Annotated in this window: 9 protein-coding genes; 6 read left to right on the top strand and 3 right to left on the bottom strand. The window is 62.1% G+C overall.

Features of this window, described 5'->3' with window-relative positions:
* The first annotated feature begins 239 nt into the window (after nucleotides 1-239).
* Nucleotides 240-368 (top strand): hypothetical protein, encoded by a 129-nt coding sequence (locus tag J3361_RS29750; RefSeq protein WP_279382100.1) that lies wholly within the window; start codon nucleotides 240-242, stop codon nucleotides 366-368.
* A gap of 395 nt (nucleotides 369-763) precedes the next feature.
* Nucleotides 764-2,044 carry a serine/threonine transporter gene (locus J3361_RS27275; protein WP_207967156.1) on the top strand — a complete coding sequence of 427 codons (1,281 nt, stop codon included), beginning with the start codon at nucleotides 764-766 and terminating at the stop codon, nucleotides 2,042-2,044.
* Nucleotides 2,045-2,087: 43 nt separating this feature from the next.
* Here J3361_RS27275 and syrC read toward each other — a convergent pair whose 3' ends face one another.
* The 3 genes from syrC to J3361_RS27260 are packed head-to-tail and all read right to left on the bottom strand — an operon-like array spanning nucleotide 2,088 to nucleotide 6,175.
* On the bottom strand, nucleotides 2,088-3,314 hold the full coding sequence (syrC, locus tag J3361_RS27270; protein ID WP_207967155.1) for a syringomycin E biosynthesis aminoacyltransferase SyrC: 1,227 nt from the start codon (nucleotides 3,312-3,314) through the stop codon (nucleotides 2,088-2,090).
* A 60-nt stretch (nucleotides 3,315-3,374) separates the two neighbouring features.
* Nucleotides 3,375-4,310, bottom strand: coding sequence for a syringomycin E biosynthesis L-threonyl-[L-threonyl-carrier protein] 4-chlorinase SyrB2 (syrB2, locus tag J3361_RS27265; RefSeq protein ID WP_207967154.1), 936 nt, complete (start codon nucleotides 4,308-4,310; stop codon nucleotides 3,375-3,377).
* Between the two features lie 17 nt (nucleotides 4,311-4,327).
* Nucleotides 4,328-6,175 (bottom strand): amino acid adenylation domain-containing protein, encoded by a 1,848-nt coding sequence (locus tag J3361_RS27260; protein WP_207967153.1) that lies wholly within the window; start codon nucleotides 6,173-6,175, stop codon nucleotides 4,328-4,330.
* A 1,502-nt stretch (nucleotides 6,176-7,677) separates the two neighbouring features.
* Here J3361_RS27260 and J3361_RS27255 point away from each other — a divergent pair.
* From J3361_RS27255 to J3361_RS27245, 4 genes are all read left to right on the top strand, one after another.
* A complete protein-coding gene (locus J3361_RS27255) occupies nucleotides 7,678-8,739 on the top strand; it encodes a TauD/TfdA family dioxygenase (protein WP_207967152.1) in 1,062 nt (353 codons plus the stop codon).
* A 34-nt stretch (nucleotides 8,740-8,773) separates the two neighbouring features.
* Entirely contained in the window at nucleotides 8,774-10,483 is a 1,710-nt protein-coding gene (locus J3361_RS27250; RefSeq protein ID WP_207967151.1) for a cyclic peptide export ABC transporter, read from the top strand.
* Nucleotides 10,484-10,729: 246 nt separating this feature from the next.
* Nucleotides 10,730-10,858 (top strand): hypothetical protein, encoded by a 129-nt coding sequence (locus J3361_RS29745; RefSeq protein ID WP_279382099.1) that lies wholly within the window; start codon nucleotides 10,730-10,732, stop codon nucleotides 10,856-10,858.
* The coding region (locus J3361_RS27245; protein ID WP_207967150.1) for a non-ribosomal peptide synthetase at nucleotides 10,855-19,246 on the top strand (8,392 nt) is incomplete at its 3' end. The genes J3361_RS29745 and J3361_RS27245, both read left to right, overlap by 4 nt.

Here is a 19,246-nt window from a genome sequence, read left to right as displayed (position 1 = left end):
TGTGGGAGCGGGGTTGCTCGCGATAGCGGGGTATCAGTCGACATGGGTTTTGTTGATCGGGTACATATCCATTGCTGCGGTAACGGCTACTTAGGGTTCCGCCCTGACGGCGGCTCACTTTTTTTCAGACGCCAAAAAAAGTAAGCAAAAAAGGCTTGCCCCACCACTCGGTGCCTCGCCTAGGCTCGGCATGCCCTCACTCCGGCATTGCTCCGTGGGCCCGCCGCGAAGGACCATCCATGGTCCAGCGCGGCTATCCCGGCATCCATGCCGGGATGCCCACTCCACAATGCCTGCGTTCGGCCATCGTGGTTAACGGGGCGCCTCAGATCAAGATCAAGATCAAAAGCCAAAGCGAGGCGGCCTGATAGCCGACCTGATTCTCCCGGCCGTACACCCATCAGATCTGTGGGAGCAAAGCTTGCTCGCGAGGCGGCCTGACAGCCGACCTGTCTGGCGGCTGTACTTCAATTCAACTGTGGGAGCGAGCCTGCTCGCGATGGCGATGGCACATCCAGCATGAATGTCGACTGATCCTCCGCTATCGCGAGCAAGCTCACGCCCACAAGGAAAAAACAGGGAAATACGGGGACCATTTTTATGACAGCCATCTGATCCGCATAACCGCTCCTCAGCTAAGTCTTTGCTTCTGTTCATTAATCCCGGACAATCGCGCCCCTGTTTCGGCCAGGGCGCTGCCTGTCGGGGTTTTCCGACTCGTCCTGGCCGGGTGCATGTGACCGGAAAGCGGAGATCCGACCGGATGAATGATCAGGCCAATAGCGTCGAAGAGCGCTTTGAAACGACAGTCCCAGCCACCCTCAGCCAATGGAGTCGTCAGGACACCACGTGGATGCTGGGTCTGTTTGGCACCGCCATCGGTGCAGGCACTTTGTTCCTACCGATCAACGCGGGCCTGGGCGGTTTTTGGCCGCTGCTGATTTTGGCGTTGCTGGCGTTCCCCATGACATTCTATGCCCACCGAGGCCTGACCCGCTTTGTCTTGTCCGGTCGCGATGGCGCGGATATCACTGAGGTGGTGGAGGAGCATTTCGGTCTCAAGGCCGGTGCGCTGATCACGCTTTTGTACTTTTTTGCCATTTTCCCGATCCTGCTGATCTACAGCGTGGCGCTGACCAACACCGTGGGCAGTTTCCTGGAGCATCAGTTGCACATCCAACCGCCCCCTCGGGCCGTACTGTCCCTGGTTCTGATCCTGGGCCTGCTGGCAGTGGTCCGCTGCGGTGAGCAGGCGATCGTCAAGGCCATGAGCCTGATGGTCTATCCGTTCATCGTGGCGCTGTTGTTCCTGGCGGTGTTCCTGATTCCCCACTGGAGCGGCGGTATCCTGACCACGGCTTCGACGCCGCCTGCGCCTTCGGCGCTGCTGCATACTTTGTGGCTGGCAATCCCAGTGATGGTGTTCTCGTTCAACCATTCGCCAATCATCTCGGCGTTTGCCGTGGATCAGAAGCGTCGTTACGGCAGCAATGCCGAGGAGCGCAGTTCGCAGATCCTGTCGCGCGCCCACGTGCTGATGGTGGTGATGGTGTTGTTCTTCGTGTTCAGCTGCGTGCTGACCCTGACCCCGGCGCAACTGGCCGAGGCCAAGGCGCAGAACCTGTCGATCCTGTCGTACCTGGCCAACCACTTCAGCAATCCGACCATCGCCTTTGCCGCGCCGTTGATTGCGTTTGTCGCCATCTCCAAATCGTTCCTGGGGCACTACATCGGAGCCAGCGAAGGCCTCAAGGGTCTGATCGTCAAGAGCGGCCGCCGCCCGGCGCCCAAGACACTGGACCGTCTCACCGCAGCGTTCATGCTGGTGGTGTGCTGGATCGTCGCCACCCTCAACCCAAGCATCCTGGGCATGATCGAAACCCTGGGCGGCCCGGTCATCGCGGCCATCCTGTTCCTGATGCCGATGTATGCCATCCGCAAAGTCCCGGCCATGGCCCGTTATCGCGGTCAGGCTTCCAATGTCTTTGTGGTGTTGGTGGGGTTGGTGGCGATTACAGCGTTGGTCTATTCCCTCCTGGCGTAGGTTTTTATCCGGTGGGAGCTTGCTCGCTCCCACAGGGCTCGCCTCACGCCAGATGAGCCGAGCCCACCGTCGATTCAAGCGCCGACTCCAGAAAACGAAAAGCCGTCTGCTTAGAAACCTGGGTCGACTCGAAGAACGCCAGATGACTGCCATTGCGCTCCACATGCAGCAGGGCGTCACTGATGGATTCGGCAATGTGCTTGGAACCACCCAGGTGAGTGGTTTCATCGCAGTCGCCGGCGACAACCAGCGTAGGTACCGTGATTTGTTCCAGCCGCGACTTCAACTCAGTCTTGTTCAGCGCATCGTTGAGTCGCGCATAGCGGTAGAACAGCTCTTCGTTGACGTAGGGATAAAGCGCCGCATGGGCGATGGAATCCGGAATGGTCGCCAGGGTGGCCTGGTCCAGGAATAACGCCTGCAAGTCACTGGCTTCGTTGCGGTCCACGGCGGCCGATTCCATCAGCCATTCGAAGTTCTGCTGGTGGGCGGTGCGCAGGCTGTCGTCCCCCAGGTTGTAATCGCCGTGCCACAGGCTCAGGGAATTGACCCGATCGGTGTGGGTGGCCGCCGCGCTGAGGGCGATCACCGCGCCGCCGCAAATGCCCATCAGGTGCGCGCTGTCCAGGCCATAGTGGTTCATCACATTGATCAGATCGCCCACCTGGGCGTCAGTGTCCACGGACAACTGGTCGAACGAAGTGCATGAACCGAACAGCCCGCGGGTTTCCCAGGTGACCACGAAGAATCTTTCGCTCAGCGCATTGAACCAGTCGCGGCACAGATCGAATGGCATGCCGCAGGGCAGGGCCAGGACGATGGCCGGGCGGTTTCGCTCGGTGCTGGCATGCACCGACAGCGCCACGTTGTCGCGAGTAATCAGGTGCAGTGTCTCGACCTCGGGCACGGCACCGCTGAAATCGAAGTGTCTGACCAGGCGCCCGAAGTCCTTGGCACTGTCGACATCGTCGAAGTGATCATAGGCAAACTCGAGGGCCTGGCAGATTTTCTTGCTGATGAACATTTCGAAAGACGACAGTTGCGCCTCGCCGTCATGCACGTACTGCACGGCTTTGACGCCGATCCTGGCGAACGCGGTGCTAACCGCCCGTTCCGTGGCTCTCACGCTGGAGGAAGCTTGGTCGGGCGCCACGTCACTGCCCTGGGCCAGGAAGCTCAGGCAGATCGGATCGGGCAAATGGATGGCAAGGTGCCTAAGCATCCTCACGGTCTCACACAGGCGCGTCGCTGCGTCAGTGGAAATAGTCATGGATTGGGGACTCCTGTCAGGCACGTTGCGCATGCCAACTGTCATGTGGCAGTGAAAAGGTCAGACGGCTTCGAATTTCTTGCCTCGGGTGGTGTGGGTGACAAGGCGATTGTATTCAGGTGTCGTGTCGCCAATGACCTGCACCGCGCCGTATTTTTCGAGGCTGATACGGCCACCGTATTCTTCGATGTGGTCGGAGTCGGGGTAGATCTTCACGAACGACGGCACATAACGCGAGGCGAAGCCCATGCGCATGTCCTGGGATTCACCGCTGTGGGGGTAGGAGGCGTGCATCAGGGTCGACCAGAAAATGATGAACTGGCCGGCCTTCATCTGCATGGGCACGGCGGAGGCTTCGTCAGGCTTCCAGTTTTCGTCGATCTGCAACTGGCGATAGTCATAACCGAAGAAACCGCGCCGCACGCCGTCCTTGACCACCGAGCTGTTGTTGGCATCCGGGTCGTAGGCCATGCGCTTGGTTTCGTCGTAGTTCATGCTGTTCTGGGTGCCGGGGATGAATTGCAGGCAACCATTGGCGATGTTGGCGTCGGTGAAGGCGGTCCAGACGGTGATGGTGCCGCCGAAGTCTTCGTTTTCCGGCCAGAGGATCTGTGGCTTGCCCGAGGCGTTGGCGAAGGTGTCGGCCTGGTGCCAGTCGGTGCCTTCGTCGCCCGGGTATTTCGGGAAAAACTCGGTGCGCCAGCACAGTACGTCCGGGCCGAGGATGCTTTCGACGCGGTCGCAGATTTGCGGACGGCAGATGTGGCTGGCGAGGAATTCGTCGTCCAGGTGGCGGTCGTAATTGGCAATGTTGGTGCCGCCGGAGATCGCATCCAGGTCCTGGTAGGCCGCGGCACTGCGGTCGAGCAGACGCAGGCGGGTGCGCTTCCAGGTTTCTTTCATTTCTTCTGGTGAATAGGCATCGAACGGTCCGATGAAACCGTTCTTTTCAAAGGACGCACGTTCTTCCGGGGTCAAGGCGAATTTTTTGCTCATGAGCTTTTCCTTTTCGATCAATGGGCTTGAACAAGGGAGCGCTGGATACAGCCGGCCAGTACTTTGGCGGTCGCGCCATCGGCCAGCACACCAGGGTCGAGGTTGACCCGGTAATGGGCCTTGAGCGTGCTCAACGAGCGGATCAGGGCCAGGGAAGTGCCGCCGAAATCGAAGAAGTCATCGTTCAGGCCGATGTTTTTCAGACCGATGTCGTCCGACCAGACCTTGAGCACGAACTGCTCCTGTTCGGTGAGGCCCGGTTCGTTGACGTGGAGCTCGGTGGATGGGACCGAATCGGGCGAGGGCAGGCGGCTCTTGTCGATCTTGCCGTGGTCGGTGACCGGCAATGCCGCCAATGGGATGTAGGCCGAAGGGCGCATGTAGTCCGGCAAGCTTGCGGCCACCTGGGCGGCCACTTCGCTGCGGACCTGTTCGGTCCAGGCAGTCACGCCATGGGTCGGTACCACATAGGTCACCAGGCGCCAGTCGCCATCGCCATAATCGTGACCGGCCACGTGGGCAGCGGTTACGGCCGCGCAGGCTTGCAGGCACGCCTCGACTTCGCCTGGCTCGATGCGGAACCCGCGGATCTTCAGTTGTTCATCGCAACGACCGGCGTAGCGGTATTCGCCATCGTCGCCCAACACCAGTAGGTCGCCCGTGCGATAGGCAGGGCTTGAGGTACCCGGCAACTGAACGAAGCGCGCTGCGTTCAAGGCGGGACGATTCAGGTAGCCCAGCGCTACACCGGCACCTTCAATGTACAGCTCACCCGCATTGCCTTGAGGCACCGGTTGTTGATCGGCGTCGAGCAGGTGCAGGCGCCAGCCATCCAATGGTGCACCGATGGACACCATGGCGGCGCTTTCCAGGTCTTGGCCGAGCACCCGCTTGAAGGTGGTGTGGACGGTGGCTTCGGTGATGCCGTACATGTTGATCAAGGCTGGCGTCTGGTCGCCATGGCGTTCGACCCATGGTCGCAGGACAGTGGCGGGCAGCGCTTCGCCGCCGAACACCACATAACGCAGGGCCAATGGCGTACTGGCAGAGCGGTCCGCTTCATCCAGGCCACGGAACGCCGATGGCGTCTGGCTCAGCACGGTGACGCCCAGGTCGGCCAACCATTGACGCGTGCCACTTGGCGAGCGCGACACATCGTAGGGCACCACGGCGACTTGGCCACCGTGGGCGAGGGCGCCCCAGATCTCCCATACCGAAAAGTCGAAGCCGATGGAGTGGAACATCGACCAGACGTCGTTTTCGGTGAAAGCGAACGAGCGTTGGGTACTTTCCAACAGGCGACTGACGTTGCCGTGCGCCACCAATACACCCTTGGGTTCGCCGGTGGAACCGGAGGTGTAGATGACATAGGCCGGGGCCTCGTCGGGGTTGCGTCGATCATTGGCGGGCAGCGCTTGCAGGGCCGGACCGGCCAGCAGCTCGGCCAGGGACAGGACACGCACGGACGCGCTTTGCGGCAGGTCGGCGAGTTCCCCGATCATCAGGCCCAGGCCGCTATCGCGCACGATGTGTTCGACCCGTTTGCCCGGGTATTGCGGATCGACCGGGACGTAGGCGCCGCCGGCCTTGAGAATGCCCAGCAGGCTGATGACCAGGTCGACGCCACGTGGCAGGCACATCCCTACCAGCATGCCGTCCTGGACGCCTTCCTGGCGAAGCCGGGCGGCTAGCTGCGACGAAACCGTGTCGAGTTGTGCGTAGCTCAATGAGCGAGAGGCGTCGGACACCGCGGTTCGCTCAGGGAATTCACGAGCCCGGGCGGCAAATGTTTCATGCAGGAATGCACCGGGCGTGAGGGGGGCTGGCGCGGGGTTGACCGATCCGCCAGTGTTCTTAATCGGCATGACTAACGCTCCTGTTAAATGCCAGGCACAACGTGTTTGCGTGTTGCGCAAACCGATGTGCTCGAGACGTCACTGCGACCCACGGCATCGTTTGCGGTACCTGTGCATTTCGCAGCTCGCGCATTTCAGCACCGACTTTGTGTCGGCGTCTGTCGCGGGAAATGGGGACAAGCGAGGCTGGTTTGGATCGACGTGTGTCGGTGCATCTGTGCATCTGTGCATCTGTGCAACGGTCGGTGGTGGGTTCTGTATTGGTGTGTATATCCGTTGCTGCGGTAACGGCTGCTGGCGGTTCCGCCCTTACGGCGGGTCACTTTTTTCAGACGCCAAAAAAGTAACCAAAAAGGCTTGCCCCACCACTCGGTGCCTCGCTAGGGCTCGGCATGCCCTCACTCCGGCATTGCTCCGTGGGCCGCCGCGAAGGGCCATCCATGGCCCAGCGCGGCTAACCCGGCATCCATGCCGGGTTGCCCACTCCACAATGCCTGCGTTCGGCCATCGTGGTTAACGGGGCGTCGAGATCAACGTCCTCCTCGAGGCGGCCTAACAGCCGACCTGGCTCTTCCGGTCGTACACCCATCAGTCTTTTTTGAGCAGGACCTGTGGGAGCAAAGCTTGCTCGCGATAGCGGTGGTTCAGTCAATGAAGATGTTGGATGTGCAGGCCTCATCGCGAGCAAGCTTTGCTTCCACAGGAGGGCTGGGTGCACATGGATTTTTGTGGCTGCTGAAAATCCAGTGTGGGAGCGGGCTTGCTCGCGATAGCGGAGTGTCAGTCAATGAAGATATTGGATGTGCAGGCCTCTTCGCGAGCAAGCTTTGCTCCCACAGGAGGGCTGGGTGCACATGGATTTTTGTGGCTGCTGAAAATCCAGTGTGGGAGCGGGCTTGCTCGCGATAGCGGAGTGTCAGTCAATGAAGATATTGGATGTGCAGGCCTCTTCGCGAGCAAGCTTTGCTCCCACAGGAGGGCTGGGTGCACATGGATTTTTGTGTCTGCTGAAAATCCAGTGTGGGAGCGGGCTTGCTCGCGAAAGCGGAGTGTCAGTCAATGAAGATATTGGATGTGCAGGCCTCTTCGCGAGCAAGCCCGCTCCCACAGGAGAAACGCGGTCCCACCAAGAACCAAGTCGGCTGTTAGGCCGCCTCGGAGTGGACGTTGATCTCGGGCGCCCCGTTAACCACGATGGCCGAACGCAGGCAATAGCGTTTTTGGTTACTTTTGGCTGGTCCGGCTCCCGGCTTTTCCAAAAGTGACCCGCTGTAAAAGCGGAACCCTAAGTAGCCGTTACCGCAGCAACGGATATACCCACCAAACCACGCCTCTCGAAACAGATAATCAAAACCTCCGATAACGACCTAAGTAACCCCATCAAAACCTCTGTCCCGGTTTGCGGTGCCAGACATCCCCCCCGATCAATGTTTTTATCCTTGCCCGATGGTGGGTCGCATTGGTCCGGCCCTGCGACGTGGATCCGACGATCCGTGGTTCAGGAGTTATTCATGAGTCTTCAAACTGACGCTTCGCCCGTCATGCCCGCTGACGGGATGGCGGATTCGCTTGCCTGGCCAGGTCCTGGAGCCGGCGAATCGGTCAGGCTGTCGTTGCTCGCCGACGGTTTGAGTTTGCCGGTGGTGATCGAGCCGGTCGAACCGGGGCTGGATCCTTCGCTGTGGGCCAGCACCCATCGTGAAGCCATCGAAGCGTTGCTGTGTCGCCACGGTGCGGTGCTGTTTCGCGGTTTCGATCTCGGCTCGGTGCCAGCCTTCGAGGCATTCGCCGAAGCCTTGTCGCCCGGGTTGCACGGCAGCTACGGCGACCTGCCGAAGAAGGAGGGCGGACGCAACGTCTACCGTTCCACGCCTTATCCCGAGCGCGAAATGATCCTGTATCACAACGAGAGTTCGCACCTGGAAAGCTGGCCGCGCAAGCAATGGTTCTATTGCGAGCAGCCATCACGGGTGGGCGGTGCGACGCCGCTGGCCGACATCCGCCAGGTCCTGCGATGCCTGCCTGCGCAGGTGATCGCCCGATTCGAACAAAAAGGCCTGAGCTACAGCCGCACCTTCACCGCCGGTGTCGAGCCGAGCTGGGCGTCGTTTTTCGGCACCACCGAGCGCGCCGTCGTCGAACAGCGTTGCCGGGAAGAGGGCACCGATTTCGAATGGCTCGACGATGAAACCCTGCAAGTGCGCACCCTTTGCCCGGCGGTTATCCAGCATCCGGTGACTGGGGAACGGGCATTTTTCAACCAGGTACAGCTGCACCATCCGTTTTGTCTGGGCGAGGAAATGCGCGAAGACCTGCTCGATATGTTCGGCGCCGATCGACTGCCACGCATGGTCAGTTATGGCGACGGAACGCCGATTGAAGACGACGTCATGGCGCTGCTCGGCGAGGCCTATGAGGCCTGTGCGGTCAGGTTCGTCTGGCGCAAGGGCGATGTGGTGATGCTCGACAACATGTTGGCCGCCCACGCTCGCGACCCTTATGAGGAACCACGCCTCATCGTTGTGGCGATGGGCGAAATGACCGCCCGGGGCGACGTATGGCGACCGGCGTGAGCCCTTTCGTGACTCCATTCGAGGACAGCAACCCATGAAAAACGAGCAGAACGCGAAGAAAGAGAAGAAGCCAAAACCGGGCTCGGTCATGCGCCTGTTGTGGCGTAACCATCCCTGGCTGACGCTCTTTACGTTGATCTGCGGTGTCATCAGCGGGGTGGCGTCCATCGCGGTGGTGAGCGTAATCAACGAGGCTATCCACAACGACGGCTCGCGCCTGCAAGCGCTGTACTGGTTCATCGGGCTCAGTGCCACGGCGCTGATCTTGCGCAATGGCGCAGCCTTGTTCCCGGCCTACGCCAGCATGCGCATCATGACGCGCTTGCGCATTGCGCTGTGTCGCAAGATTCTCGCCACGCCGCTGGAAGAAGTGGACCGGCGCGGCCCGCCCAATGTGCTGACGATGTTGACCAACGACATCCCGCAATTGAATACGACGCTGATCATCATGCCCACGATCCTGGTGGAGACGACGGTCTTTCTGTTCGGCATCGGCTACCTGGCCTACCTGTCGTGGGTCGTGCTGGCCTTGACGGTTTCACTGATGATCCTGGGGGTGGGGCTGTATCTGTTCTTCTTCTCCTGTGGCGTCAGGAACACGTCCCGGGTACGAGATGAATACACCGCGTTCAATGAATACACGCATGCCCTGGTTTTCGGCCTCAAGGAACTCAAGCTCAATGGCGTGCGGCGCCGCTGGTTCGGTCGCTCGGCCATCGAGGCGTCTTCCACCCGTGTGGCGCGCTACAACTTCGTCGAGCGCCTTTGGTACACCGCCGCCGACAACGTCGGGCAGTTCACGCTGTCGTTGCTGATCGGTTGCCTGCTGTTCGCCGCCCCCCTGGTCGGTGCCGTCGATCCGAAAATCATGACCGCCAGCGTTCTGGCCGTGTTGTACATCATGGGCCCGCTGTCGTTGCTGGTCGGGGCGATGCCCTTGCTGGCGGCGGGGCGGGTGGCTTCTACCCGTCTTGCGGAATTTGGTTTCTCGATCAACGGCCCACACCCGGAACCCATCGAGACCGACGCGCCCAAGGTGCATCTGCTGGAGCACAAGAAGCCGTGGAATCGCATCGAACTGAAGGCCGTGCGCATGCACTACCAGGAGTTGCACGCCGAGAGCGGTTTCTCCCTGGGGCCCATCGACCTGACGGTGCAGGCCGGCGAGTTGATCTACATCGTCGGTGGCAACGGTTGCGGCAAAAGCACCTTGGCCAAACTTCTCTGCGGGCTCTATATCCCCCAGGCGGGTGAGATCCTGCTCGATGGCAAGCCGGTCACGGATGAAAGTCGCAACGACTATCGCGACCTGTTCTCCGCGGTGTTTTCCGATTTCCACCTGTTCAACCGCCTCATCGGCCCCGACGAAGAGGACGGCAGCCCGACGCTGGCGCGCAAGTACCTGGAAACCCTGGGGCTGGCCGACAAGATCAAGATCGAAGGGCAGGGGTATTCCACCCTGAAGGCCTTGTCCTATGGCCAGCAAAAACGCCTGGCGCTGGTGTGCGCCTACATGGAGGACCGCTCGGTCTACGTGCTGGACGAGTGGGCCGCGGACCAGGATCCGCCGTTCAAGAAGTTCTTCTACGAGGAACTGCTGCCCGACCTCAAGCGTCGTGGCAAGACGGTGCTGATCATTACTCACGACGACCAGTATTTCCAACTGGCGGATCGCATCATCAAGTTGTCGGATGGCCAGATCATTTCCGACATCAACTGCGCCCTGCGCGACAAGCGAGCCTGAATGACCTTCCAGGCCCTGTCGTTCGGCTTGCGATGTCGCGACAGCACTGCCGGACCCCTGTGAAAACGCTTGGCATCGACCCACCCGGCAGGCGCGTATCCGCCGCCGGGTGGCGATGCCATGCACGAACGTCTGACCGTTCGACCGACCCCATGCCGCGCCGGCTACCTGCGCGGATTGCATCAACGCCAGGCGTGCCTGTTGCATTCAACCGGGCAGCACTGACAAATCTCTGAGAAGGATCGTATGAAATTTATCTTTGCGCGTGTGGTGGGTGACGTTGTTGCAACCGGCGGTCCGGCCAAGCGCTGCCATGAGCAGCAACAGGGCCGTCTGCTGTCGGCCAGCGTTCGGGTGTCGGAGGGGCGGGTATGAACCAGTCCCTGCCATTTTCGAAAACCTACCCGTTGACGGCCGCCCAGCGAGACATCTGGCTGGAGCAAATGGTCCAGGGCGATTCCCCGTTGTACAACATCGGCGGTTACCTGCACATCGAGGGTGCGGTTGACCCCGAGCGGTTCCAGCAGGCGATCGATTTGCTGGTGCAAAAACATGATGCCCTGCGCACGGTATTGCTCTGTGAAGCTGACGCAGGTGGCGTGCCGATGCAGACGCTGGTCGATACGCTGGCGGTGCAGGTGCCCGTGCATGATTTGTCTGATCAGCCCGATCCGCAGGCAGCGGCACAGGCCTGGGTCCAGCAGCGGATGGCGATGGCATTCCCACTGGACGGGGGGCCGCTGTTGCGCCTGGCACTGCTCAAGCTCAATGACGCTTCGTTCTATTTCGTCATCCAGGTTCATCACATTGTCCTGGATGGCTGGAGCATCGGCTTGATGTTCAAGGAACTCGGCGAGCTCTACAGCGCGCTGGAAAGCAACCAGGCGCCAGACGTATCGGCGCCTTCCTACGTGGCGTTCATAGAGGACGATGCCCGCTATCGCGACTCTCCACGGTTTGCCCGTGAACGAGCATACTGGCTGGAAAAATACCAGGAAGTCCCACCGCCCTTGTTCGTGGCCCGCAACCGTGATCGCAACCCTGATCGCATGGCCTCCAGCCGCCATGCCGTATGGCCCTACGCCCAATCGCTGAACGAGCGAATCGATGCCTTGGCGCAACTGCACCAGTCGTCCCGCTCGGCTGTGTTGCTGGCTGCGCTGTACGTTTATTTTGCCCGCACCACTGCCCGAGAAGAGCTGGTGATCGGCTTGCCGATCCTGAACCGGTCCAACGCGTCCTTCAAGAAAACCATGGGCATGTTCACCCAGGTGAGCGCCGTGCGGTTGCGCTTTGGCGCCGAGCTGTCATTCGGCGAGTTGGTCCACGAAGTGGCGCGCACCCTCAAGCAGGACTATCGCCACCAGCGTTTCCCCCTGAGCGACATGAACCGATCGCTCGAGCTGCTGCAGGGTAACCGCGGGCAGTTGTTCGACATATCGTTCTCTTATGAACTGGACGACCACCAATTCATGTTCGGGCAAGCCCCGGCCCGTTCGTTCAAGTGCTCGAACGGTCACGAACAGATGCCGTTGGCCATTCACATCCGGAGCAACCCGCACGACGATAACGCCTGGCTGCACTGGATCTACAATGCGGCATTTTTCCAGGACGGCGAGATCGAGGCGATGGCCGAGCGCTTCATGCAGGTGCTGGAGCAAGGCTTGAGCAATGACGCATTGCCGATCCGCGGGTTTGTGCTGCCGACGCCGGCCGAAGCCCACCAGTTACAGGCTTGGAACGCCGACGACGGGCAGCACTATGAGCATGACCGCACGATCCACGGTTTGTTCGAAGCGCAAGCAACCGCTCATCCCGATGCGGTGGCGGTGGTCCACGAAGACCAGGCATTGACCTACGGCGAGCTCAATATCCGAGCCAACCAGATTGCCCATCGCCTGCTGGCGCTGGGCGTTCGCCCGGATGACCGGGTGGCGATCTGTGTCGAGCGTGGCCTGGACATGATCGTCGGCTTGTTGGGGATCCTGAAGTCCGGCGCCGGTTACGTGCCGCTGGACCCTGCCTATCCAGCGGAGCGCCTGGCTTTCATGCTCAAGGACAGCACCCCGGTGGCATTGCTCACCCAGTCGGCGCTGGAGGTGCAACTGCCGGCGCTGTCCGCCCCGGTGTTATGGCTCGATCAGCCCGCAAGCGCAGGTATCGCTGAACAGCCGTGCCACGACCCCGTCAACGCGACGCTGACGTCGCACCACTTGGCCTACGTGATCTACACCTCGGGTTCGACCGGGTTGCCCAAGGGCGTGATGGTCGAGCACCGCAATGTCGCACGGCTGTTCTCGGCGACCCAACCGTGGTTTGAGTTCGGCCCGCAAGACGTGTGGGCGCTGTTCCATTCCTTCGCCTTCGATTTCTCGGTCTGGGAAATCTGGGGCGCGTTGCTCCACGGCGGTCGCCTGTTGGTGGTGCCGCAACTGGTCAGTCGCTCTCCACAAGAGTGCTACATGCTGCTGTGCGAGGCTGGTGTGACGGTGTTGAACCAGACGCCAAGCGCCTTCCGCCAGTTGATCGCGGCCCAGGGCGGAAGCGACCTGCGCCACAGCCTGCGTCAGGTGATTTTTGGTGGCGAAGCGCTGGACACGCGCATTCTCAAGCCCTGGTATGACCGTGCAAGCAATGCCGGGACGCAGTTGGTGAACATGTACGGCATCACCGAAACCACGGTGCACGTGACGTATCGTCCCCTTGAAGCGGCGGACGCGCAGTGGGGCGGGGTCAGTCCGATCGGCAAGCGTATCCCTGATCTGCGCCTGTACCTGCTCGACCCGTACGGCCAGCCCGTGCCGGTGGGTGTGACAGGCGAGTTGTATGTCGCTGGCGCGGGGGTGGCGCGGGGTTACCTGAACAGGCCTGAACTCAATGACAGCCGCTTCATCGCCGATCCGTTCGACAGCACTGCCGGGGCACGGATGTATCGCACCGGCGATCTCGGTTGCTGGCAGGAGAACGGCGAGCTGCATTACTTGGGGCGCAACGACGAACAGGTGAAAATCCGTGGCTTCCGGATCGAGCTTGGCGAGATCGAGACGAAGCTGGCGGCGTGCGAGGGAGTCCGCGAAGCGGTGGTCATTGCCCGTGAAGACACGCCGGGCGATCAACGCCTGGTGGCCTATCTGATCGCCAGCGAAGGCGCACATCTGTCGGCGGTCGAGTTGCGTTCGGACCTGCTGGGTTCGTTGACGGACTACATGGTGCCCAGTGCCTTCGTGGTCCTTGAGGCATTCCCGTTGACCACCAACGGCAAACTCGACCGCAAGGCCCTGCCGGCGCCCGATGCGCAGGCTTACGCCTATCGCGTTTTCGAAGCGCCGGTAGGCGACGTGGAAATCACCCTGGCCGGGCTCTGGACTGAACTGCTCGGCGTCGAACAGGTAGGGCGCCATGATCGGTTCTTCGAACTGGGCGGTCACTCGCTGCTGGCGGTCAAGCTGATCGAGCGCATGCGCCAGGTCAATCTGGACACCGATGTGCGGGTGCTGTTCGGCCAGCCAACCCTGGCGACACTGGCGGCCGTCACGGGGACCCGCGGCGGCATCGTCGTACCGGACAATGCCATTGCCCGCGATGCCCAGCGCATCACGCCGGACATGCTGCCACTGGCAACGCTGACCCAGGGCGAGATCGACCGTATTGTCGCGGCGGTGCCGGGCGGGGTGAGCAACGTCCAGGACATTTACGCGTTGGTGCCGTTGCAGGAGGGCATTCTGTATCACCACCTGGCGACCACCCAGGGCGATCCCTATCTGCTGCAAGCGCTGTTGCGCGTGGGCAGTCGCGAGCAGTTGGATGCGTTCGTCCAGGCCTTGCAGGCGGTGATCGAACGGCACGACATCCTGCGTACGTCGGTGATGTGGGAAGACCTGGGCGAGCCGGTCCAAGTGGTCTGGCGCCAGGCCCGGCTGACGGTGGAAGAACTCGCCTTGAATGCCGCCGATGGCGACATCGCCGAGCAGTTGCGGGCCCGCTTCGATCCTCGTCATACCCGCTTCGACCTGCGCCAGGCGCCGATGATGCGCATCCATGTGGCCGAAGACCTCGCCAATGGCAGTTGGGTCGCGGTGTTGCTGTTCCATCACCTGATCGACGATGCCACGTCCCTGGGGATGCTGGGCAAGGAAATCGAGGCACACCTGGAAAACCGTGCGGATGAACTGCCCAGGTCCGTGCCTTATCGCAACTATGTGGCGCAGGTGCGCTTGGGCAGCGATCCTGGCCAACATGAAGCGTTCTTCAGCGAAATGCTCGGGGACGTGGACGAGCCGACGCTGCCGTTCGGCTTGCAGGATGTGCAGGGCGACGGCACCGGTATCGAAGAAGCTTCGCTGGCCCTGGCTGCCGACTTGACCCAGCGCCTGCGCGCCCAGGCACGACGCCTGGGGGTCAGCACGGCGAGCCTGCACCATTTGGCCTGGGGCCAGGTGGTGGGGCGTTTGTCCGGTCGACAGGATGTGGTGTTCGGGACGGTGTTGATGGGGCGCCTGCACAGCGGCCAGGATGACGGGCATGCCTTGGGCATGTTCGTAAACACCCTGCCGTTGCGTGTCGAGGCCGGGGGGCAGGGAGTATTGGCTGCGCTGAATACCACCCACGAGCGCCTGGCGGCGTTGCTCGGCCACGAGCATGCGCCGCTGTCCCTGGCCCAGCGTTGCAGCGCAGTCGCGGCGCCGACGCCGTTGTTCAGCGCGTTGCTGAACTACCGGCAGACCGCGGTGGCTGCGCAGTCACCCAAGGACGCCGGCCAGGCGCGAACCTGGGCCGGGGTCGAGATCCTCGGCGGCGAAGAGCGGACCAACTACCCACTGTCGCTGTCGATAGACGACCTGGGCGAGTCGTTCGGGCTGACGGTGCAAGCCGTGGCCGGCATCGGCGCGCAGCGCGTTTGCGCCTATATGAATACAGTGCTCGAAGCACTGGCCGATGCCCTCGACCAGACTGTCGACACCCCGCTGCATGGCCTGGATATTGTCCCCGCCAATGAGTGGCGGCAGTTGGTCGAGGACTTTAATGCCTTCGATACCGTCTATCCGGCGGGGTTGCTGATCCATCAATTGTTCGAAGCCCAGGTCCAGGCCCGGCCGGACGCTATCGCGCTGACGTATCAGGACGCGTGCCTGAGCTACGGTGAGCTGAATCGGCTGGCGAACCAGATTGCCCATCGCCTGATCGAGCAGGGCATCGGTGCCGATGATCGTGTGGCGATCTGCGTGGACCGCAGCCTGGAAATGGTTGCGGGGCTGCTGGGTATCCTCAAGGCCGGCGCCGCTTATGTGCCCCTGGACCCAGCCTATCCGAGCGAACGCCTGACCTACATGCTGGAGGACAGCGCGCCCAAGGCCCTGCTGACCCAGCGCGATTTGCAGGCGCGCTTCGCGCAACCGAGCGTGCCGGTGTTGTTGCTCGACGCCGGGGAACGCGATGGCGCCGGCATCAGCGCTCAGCCGCAAACCGATCCGCACGTGAGCGGCCTGGGCCCCGACAACCTGGCGTATGTCATTTATACCTCGGGTTCTACCGGTCAGCCCAAGGGCGTTGCCATGCCGCACCGGGCCCTGGTCAACCTGATGCAGTGGCAAATCGAACAGGCCCGGCAGCAGGGACGCGCGACCGCACGCACCTTGCAGTTCGCGGCCCTGGGCTTCGACGTTGCCTTCCAGGAGATTTTCAGCACCCTGTGCGCCGGTGGCGAATTGTCGTTGATCCATGCCGATATCCGGTTGAATTTCCACCGTTTGTTCCAGCACATCCGCGACCAGCGCATCGAACGCCTCTACCTGCCTTGTGTCGCCCTGCAGGCGTTGGCCGAGGCGGTGGTTGGCGACGGTGAGGGCGGGCCGCTGGCCTGTCCACTGCGGGATGTCATCACCGCGGGCGAGCAACTGCGCATCACGCCACAGATCCGTGAATTTTTTGCCCGCCTGGATGGTTGTCGCCTGCACAACCACTACGGCCCGACCGAATCCCACGTCGCCACTGCACTGACCTTGCCGGACGATGTCGCCGCTTGGCCTACGCTGCCGGCCATCGGGTACCCGGTGGCCAACACGCGCATTTATCTGCTGGACGAGCACCTGCGTCCGGTTCCGACCGGCGTAGCGGGCGAGATCCATATCGGCGGCATATGCGTTGCCCGTGGCTACCTGAACCGCGACGACCTCAGCGGCGAGCGGTTCATCCGCGATCCGTTTGCGGTGGGTGGCCAGGCGCGCCTGTACAAGACCGGGGACCTGGGGCGCTACCAGCCCGACGGTTGCATTGAGTACCTGGGGCGCAACGACGATCAGATCAAGATCCGCGGTTTCCGTGTCGAGCTGGGAGAAGTCGAGGCCAGGCTTTGCCAGCACGCGGGGATCAAAGAGGCGGCGGTCATCGCCCGTGAAGACAACCCTGGGGACAAACGCCTGGTGGCGTACTTCACGCCTGCGGTCGCGGACCTTTGGCCCGACGCCGAAGCGCTGCGCGCCTATCTGCAAGCACTGTTGCCGGACTATATGGTCCCGGCGGCCTATGTGCGCCTGGAAAAACTGCCCCTGTCGCCCAACGGCAAACTGGACCGACGGGCGCTGCCGGCACCGGAGGCGGACGCCTTTGCCAGTCGGGCCTATGAAGCACCGCTGGGTGAGGTGGAGACCGTGCTGGCGCGGCTGTGGACCGAGGTCCTCGGCGTGGAGCGGGTGGGGCGTCATGACCACTTCTTCGAGTTGGGTGGGCATTCACTGTTGGCCGTGAAGCTGATCGAAGGCATGCGCCAGGCCGGCCTGAGCGCCGATGTGCGCGTCTTGTTCGGTCAACCGACCCTGGCGGCCCTGGCCGCGGCGGTGGGTGGTCGCGCTGACGTCGTGGTGCCGGCCAATGGTATCGTCGCCGGTTGCCAGCGGATCACGCCGGCCATGCTGCCGTTGGTGTCGCTGGACCAGCCCGCCATCGACCGGATTGTCGCCACGGTGCCTGGCGGGGTCGCGAACGTACAGGACATCTACCCGCTGGCCCCGCTGCAAGAGGGGATTCTCTACCACCACATTGCCGCGCAAGCGGGCGACCCGTACTTGCTGCAAGCCACGTTTGCCCTGGACAGCCGTGCCCGGCTCGATGGATTCGTCCAGGCGTTGCAGGCAGTCATCGATCGGCACGACATCCTCCGGACCGCGGTGCTCTGGGAAGGCTTCGACCAGCCTTTGCAAGTGGTCCTGCGCCGTACCGAGCTGCTGCTGGAAGAACCGCTGGTGGACCCGGCCCAAGGCGACATCGCCACGCAACTACAAGCGCTTTTCGACCCTCGGCATTGTCGCCTGGATTTGGGCAAGGCGCCGCTGATGCGCCTGGCGTGTGCCTGGGACAGTGCCCAGCAGCGCTGGGTGGCGGTCCTGCTGTTCCACCACATCGCCCTGGACCATACGGCACTGGACGTGATGCAGGACGAAATGCTGGCGTGCCTCAACGGTGAGGCCGAGCGCCTGGACGCCGCCATGCCCTACCGCAATTACGTGGCGCAGACGCTGCTGGGTGTCAGCCGCGAGCAACACGAAGGTTTCTTCCGCGACATGCTCGGTGATGTCGAGGAGCCGACGCTGCCGTTCGGGCTGCGTGAGGTACAGGGCGACGGCCGGGGCATCGACGAGGTCAAGCTGAACCTCGATAACGCATTGAGCCTGCGCCTGCGCCAGCAGGCGCGTCAGTTGGGCGTGAGCCCGGCGGCCCTGCATCACCTGGCGTGGGCGAGGGTCCTTGGACGCTTGTCCGGACGCGAAGATGTGGTCTTCGGCACCGTGTTGTTGGGCCGCATGCAAAGCGGCGAGGGCTCTGACCGCGCGCTGGGCATGTTCATCAATACCTTGCCGTTGCGGGTGAAAGTGGGCGCCGAGGACGTACGCACAGGCGTCAAGGCGACCCATGGGCGGCTGACCGCGTTGCTCGGCCATGAACACGCCTCGCTGGCATTGGCCCAACGCTGCAGCGGCGTGCCGGCTGCGTTGCCGCTGTTCAGTGCCTTGCTCAACTACCGCCACAGTCCGCTCCAGGATAACGACGGCATCGAACAATGGGCGGGTGCGCAAGTGCTGGCGGTCATGGAACGGACCAATTATCCGTGCATGTTGTCGGTCGATGACCAGGGCGAAGGTTTCCTGTTGACTGTGCAGACCGCTGGCGCCGTCGATGCCCGGCAAGTCGGCGCCTACATGGAAACAGCCCTGGCGAGCCTGGTGGAGGCGCTGGAGTTTGCGCCTCAGTCGCCGGTCAACGCGCTGGATATCCTGCCGGGAGACGAGCGTTGGCAGTTGTTGCGGGATTTCAACGCTACTGAGGCTGACTATCCGCGGCAGCAGACGATTCATGGGCTGTTCGAAGCGCAGGTGCAGCGTACGCCGGATGCGGTGGCGGTGATCCGTGGCGAGCAGCGCCTGAGCTACCGCGAGTTGAACGAGCGGGCCAACCGTCTGGCCCATTACCTGCGCAAGCAGGGCGTGGAACCCGATTCGCGGGTGGCGATCTGTGTCGAGCGTGGCATCGACATGGTGGTGGGGCTGCTGGCGATCCTCAAGGCCGGCGGTGGTTATGTGCCGTTGGATCCGGCGTATCCGTTGGATCGGATTGCCTACATGCTGCAAGACAGTGCCCCAGCGGCGGTGTTGGTCCAGGACGCTACAGTCGGGCTGTTGAGCGATGCTCCAATGGCAGTGATCAATCTCAACAGCGGCTTGTGGCAGGACGAATCCGTCTCCAATCCGGAGATCGGCGGGCTGACTTCAT

Source organism: Pseudomonas sp. OA65, from assembly GCF_017498305.1.
GTDB classification, from domain to species: Bacteria; Pseudomonadota; Gammaproteobacteria; order Pseudomonadales; family Pseudomonadaceae; genus Aquipseudomonas; species Aquipseudomonas zanjanensis.
The sequence above is the reverse complement of the archived record's forward strand: the minus strand, read 5'-3'. Positions and strand labels throughout refer to the sequence as shown.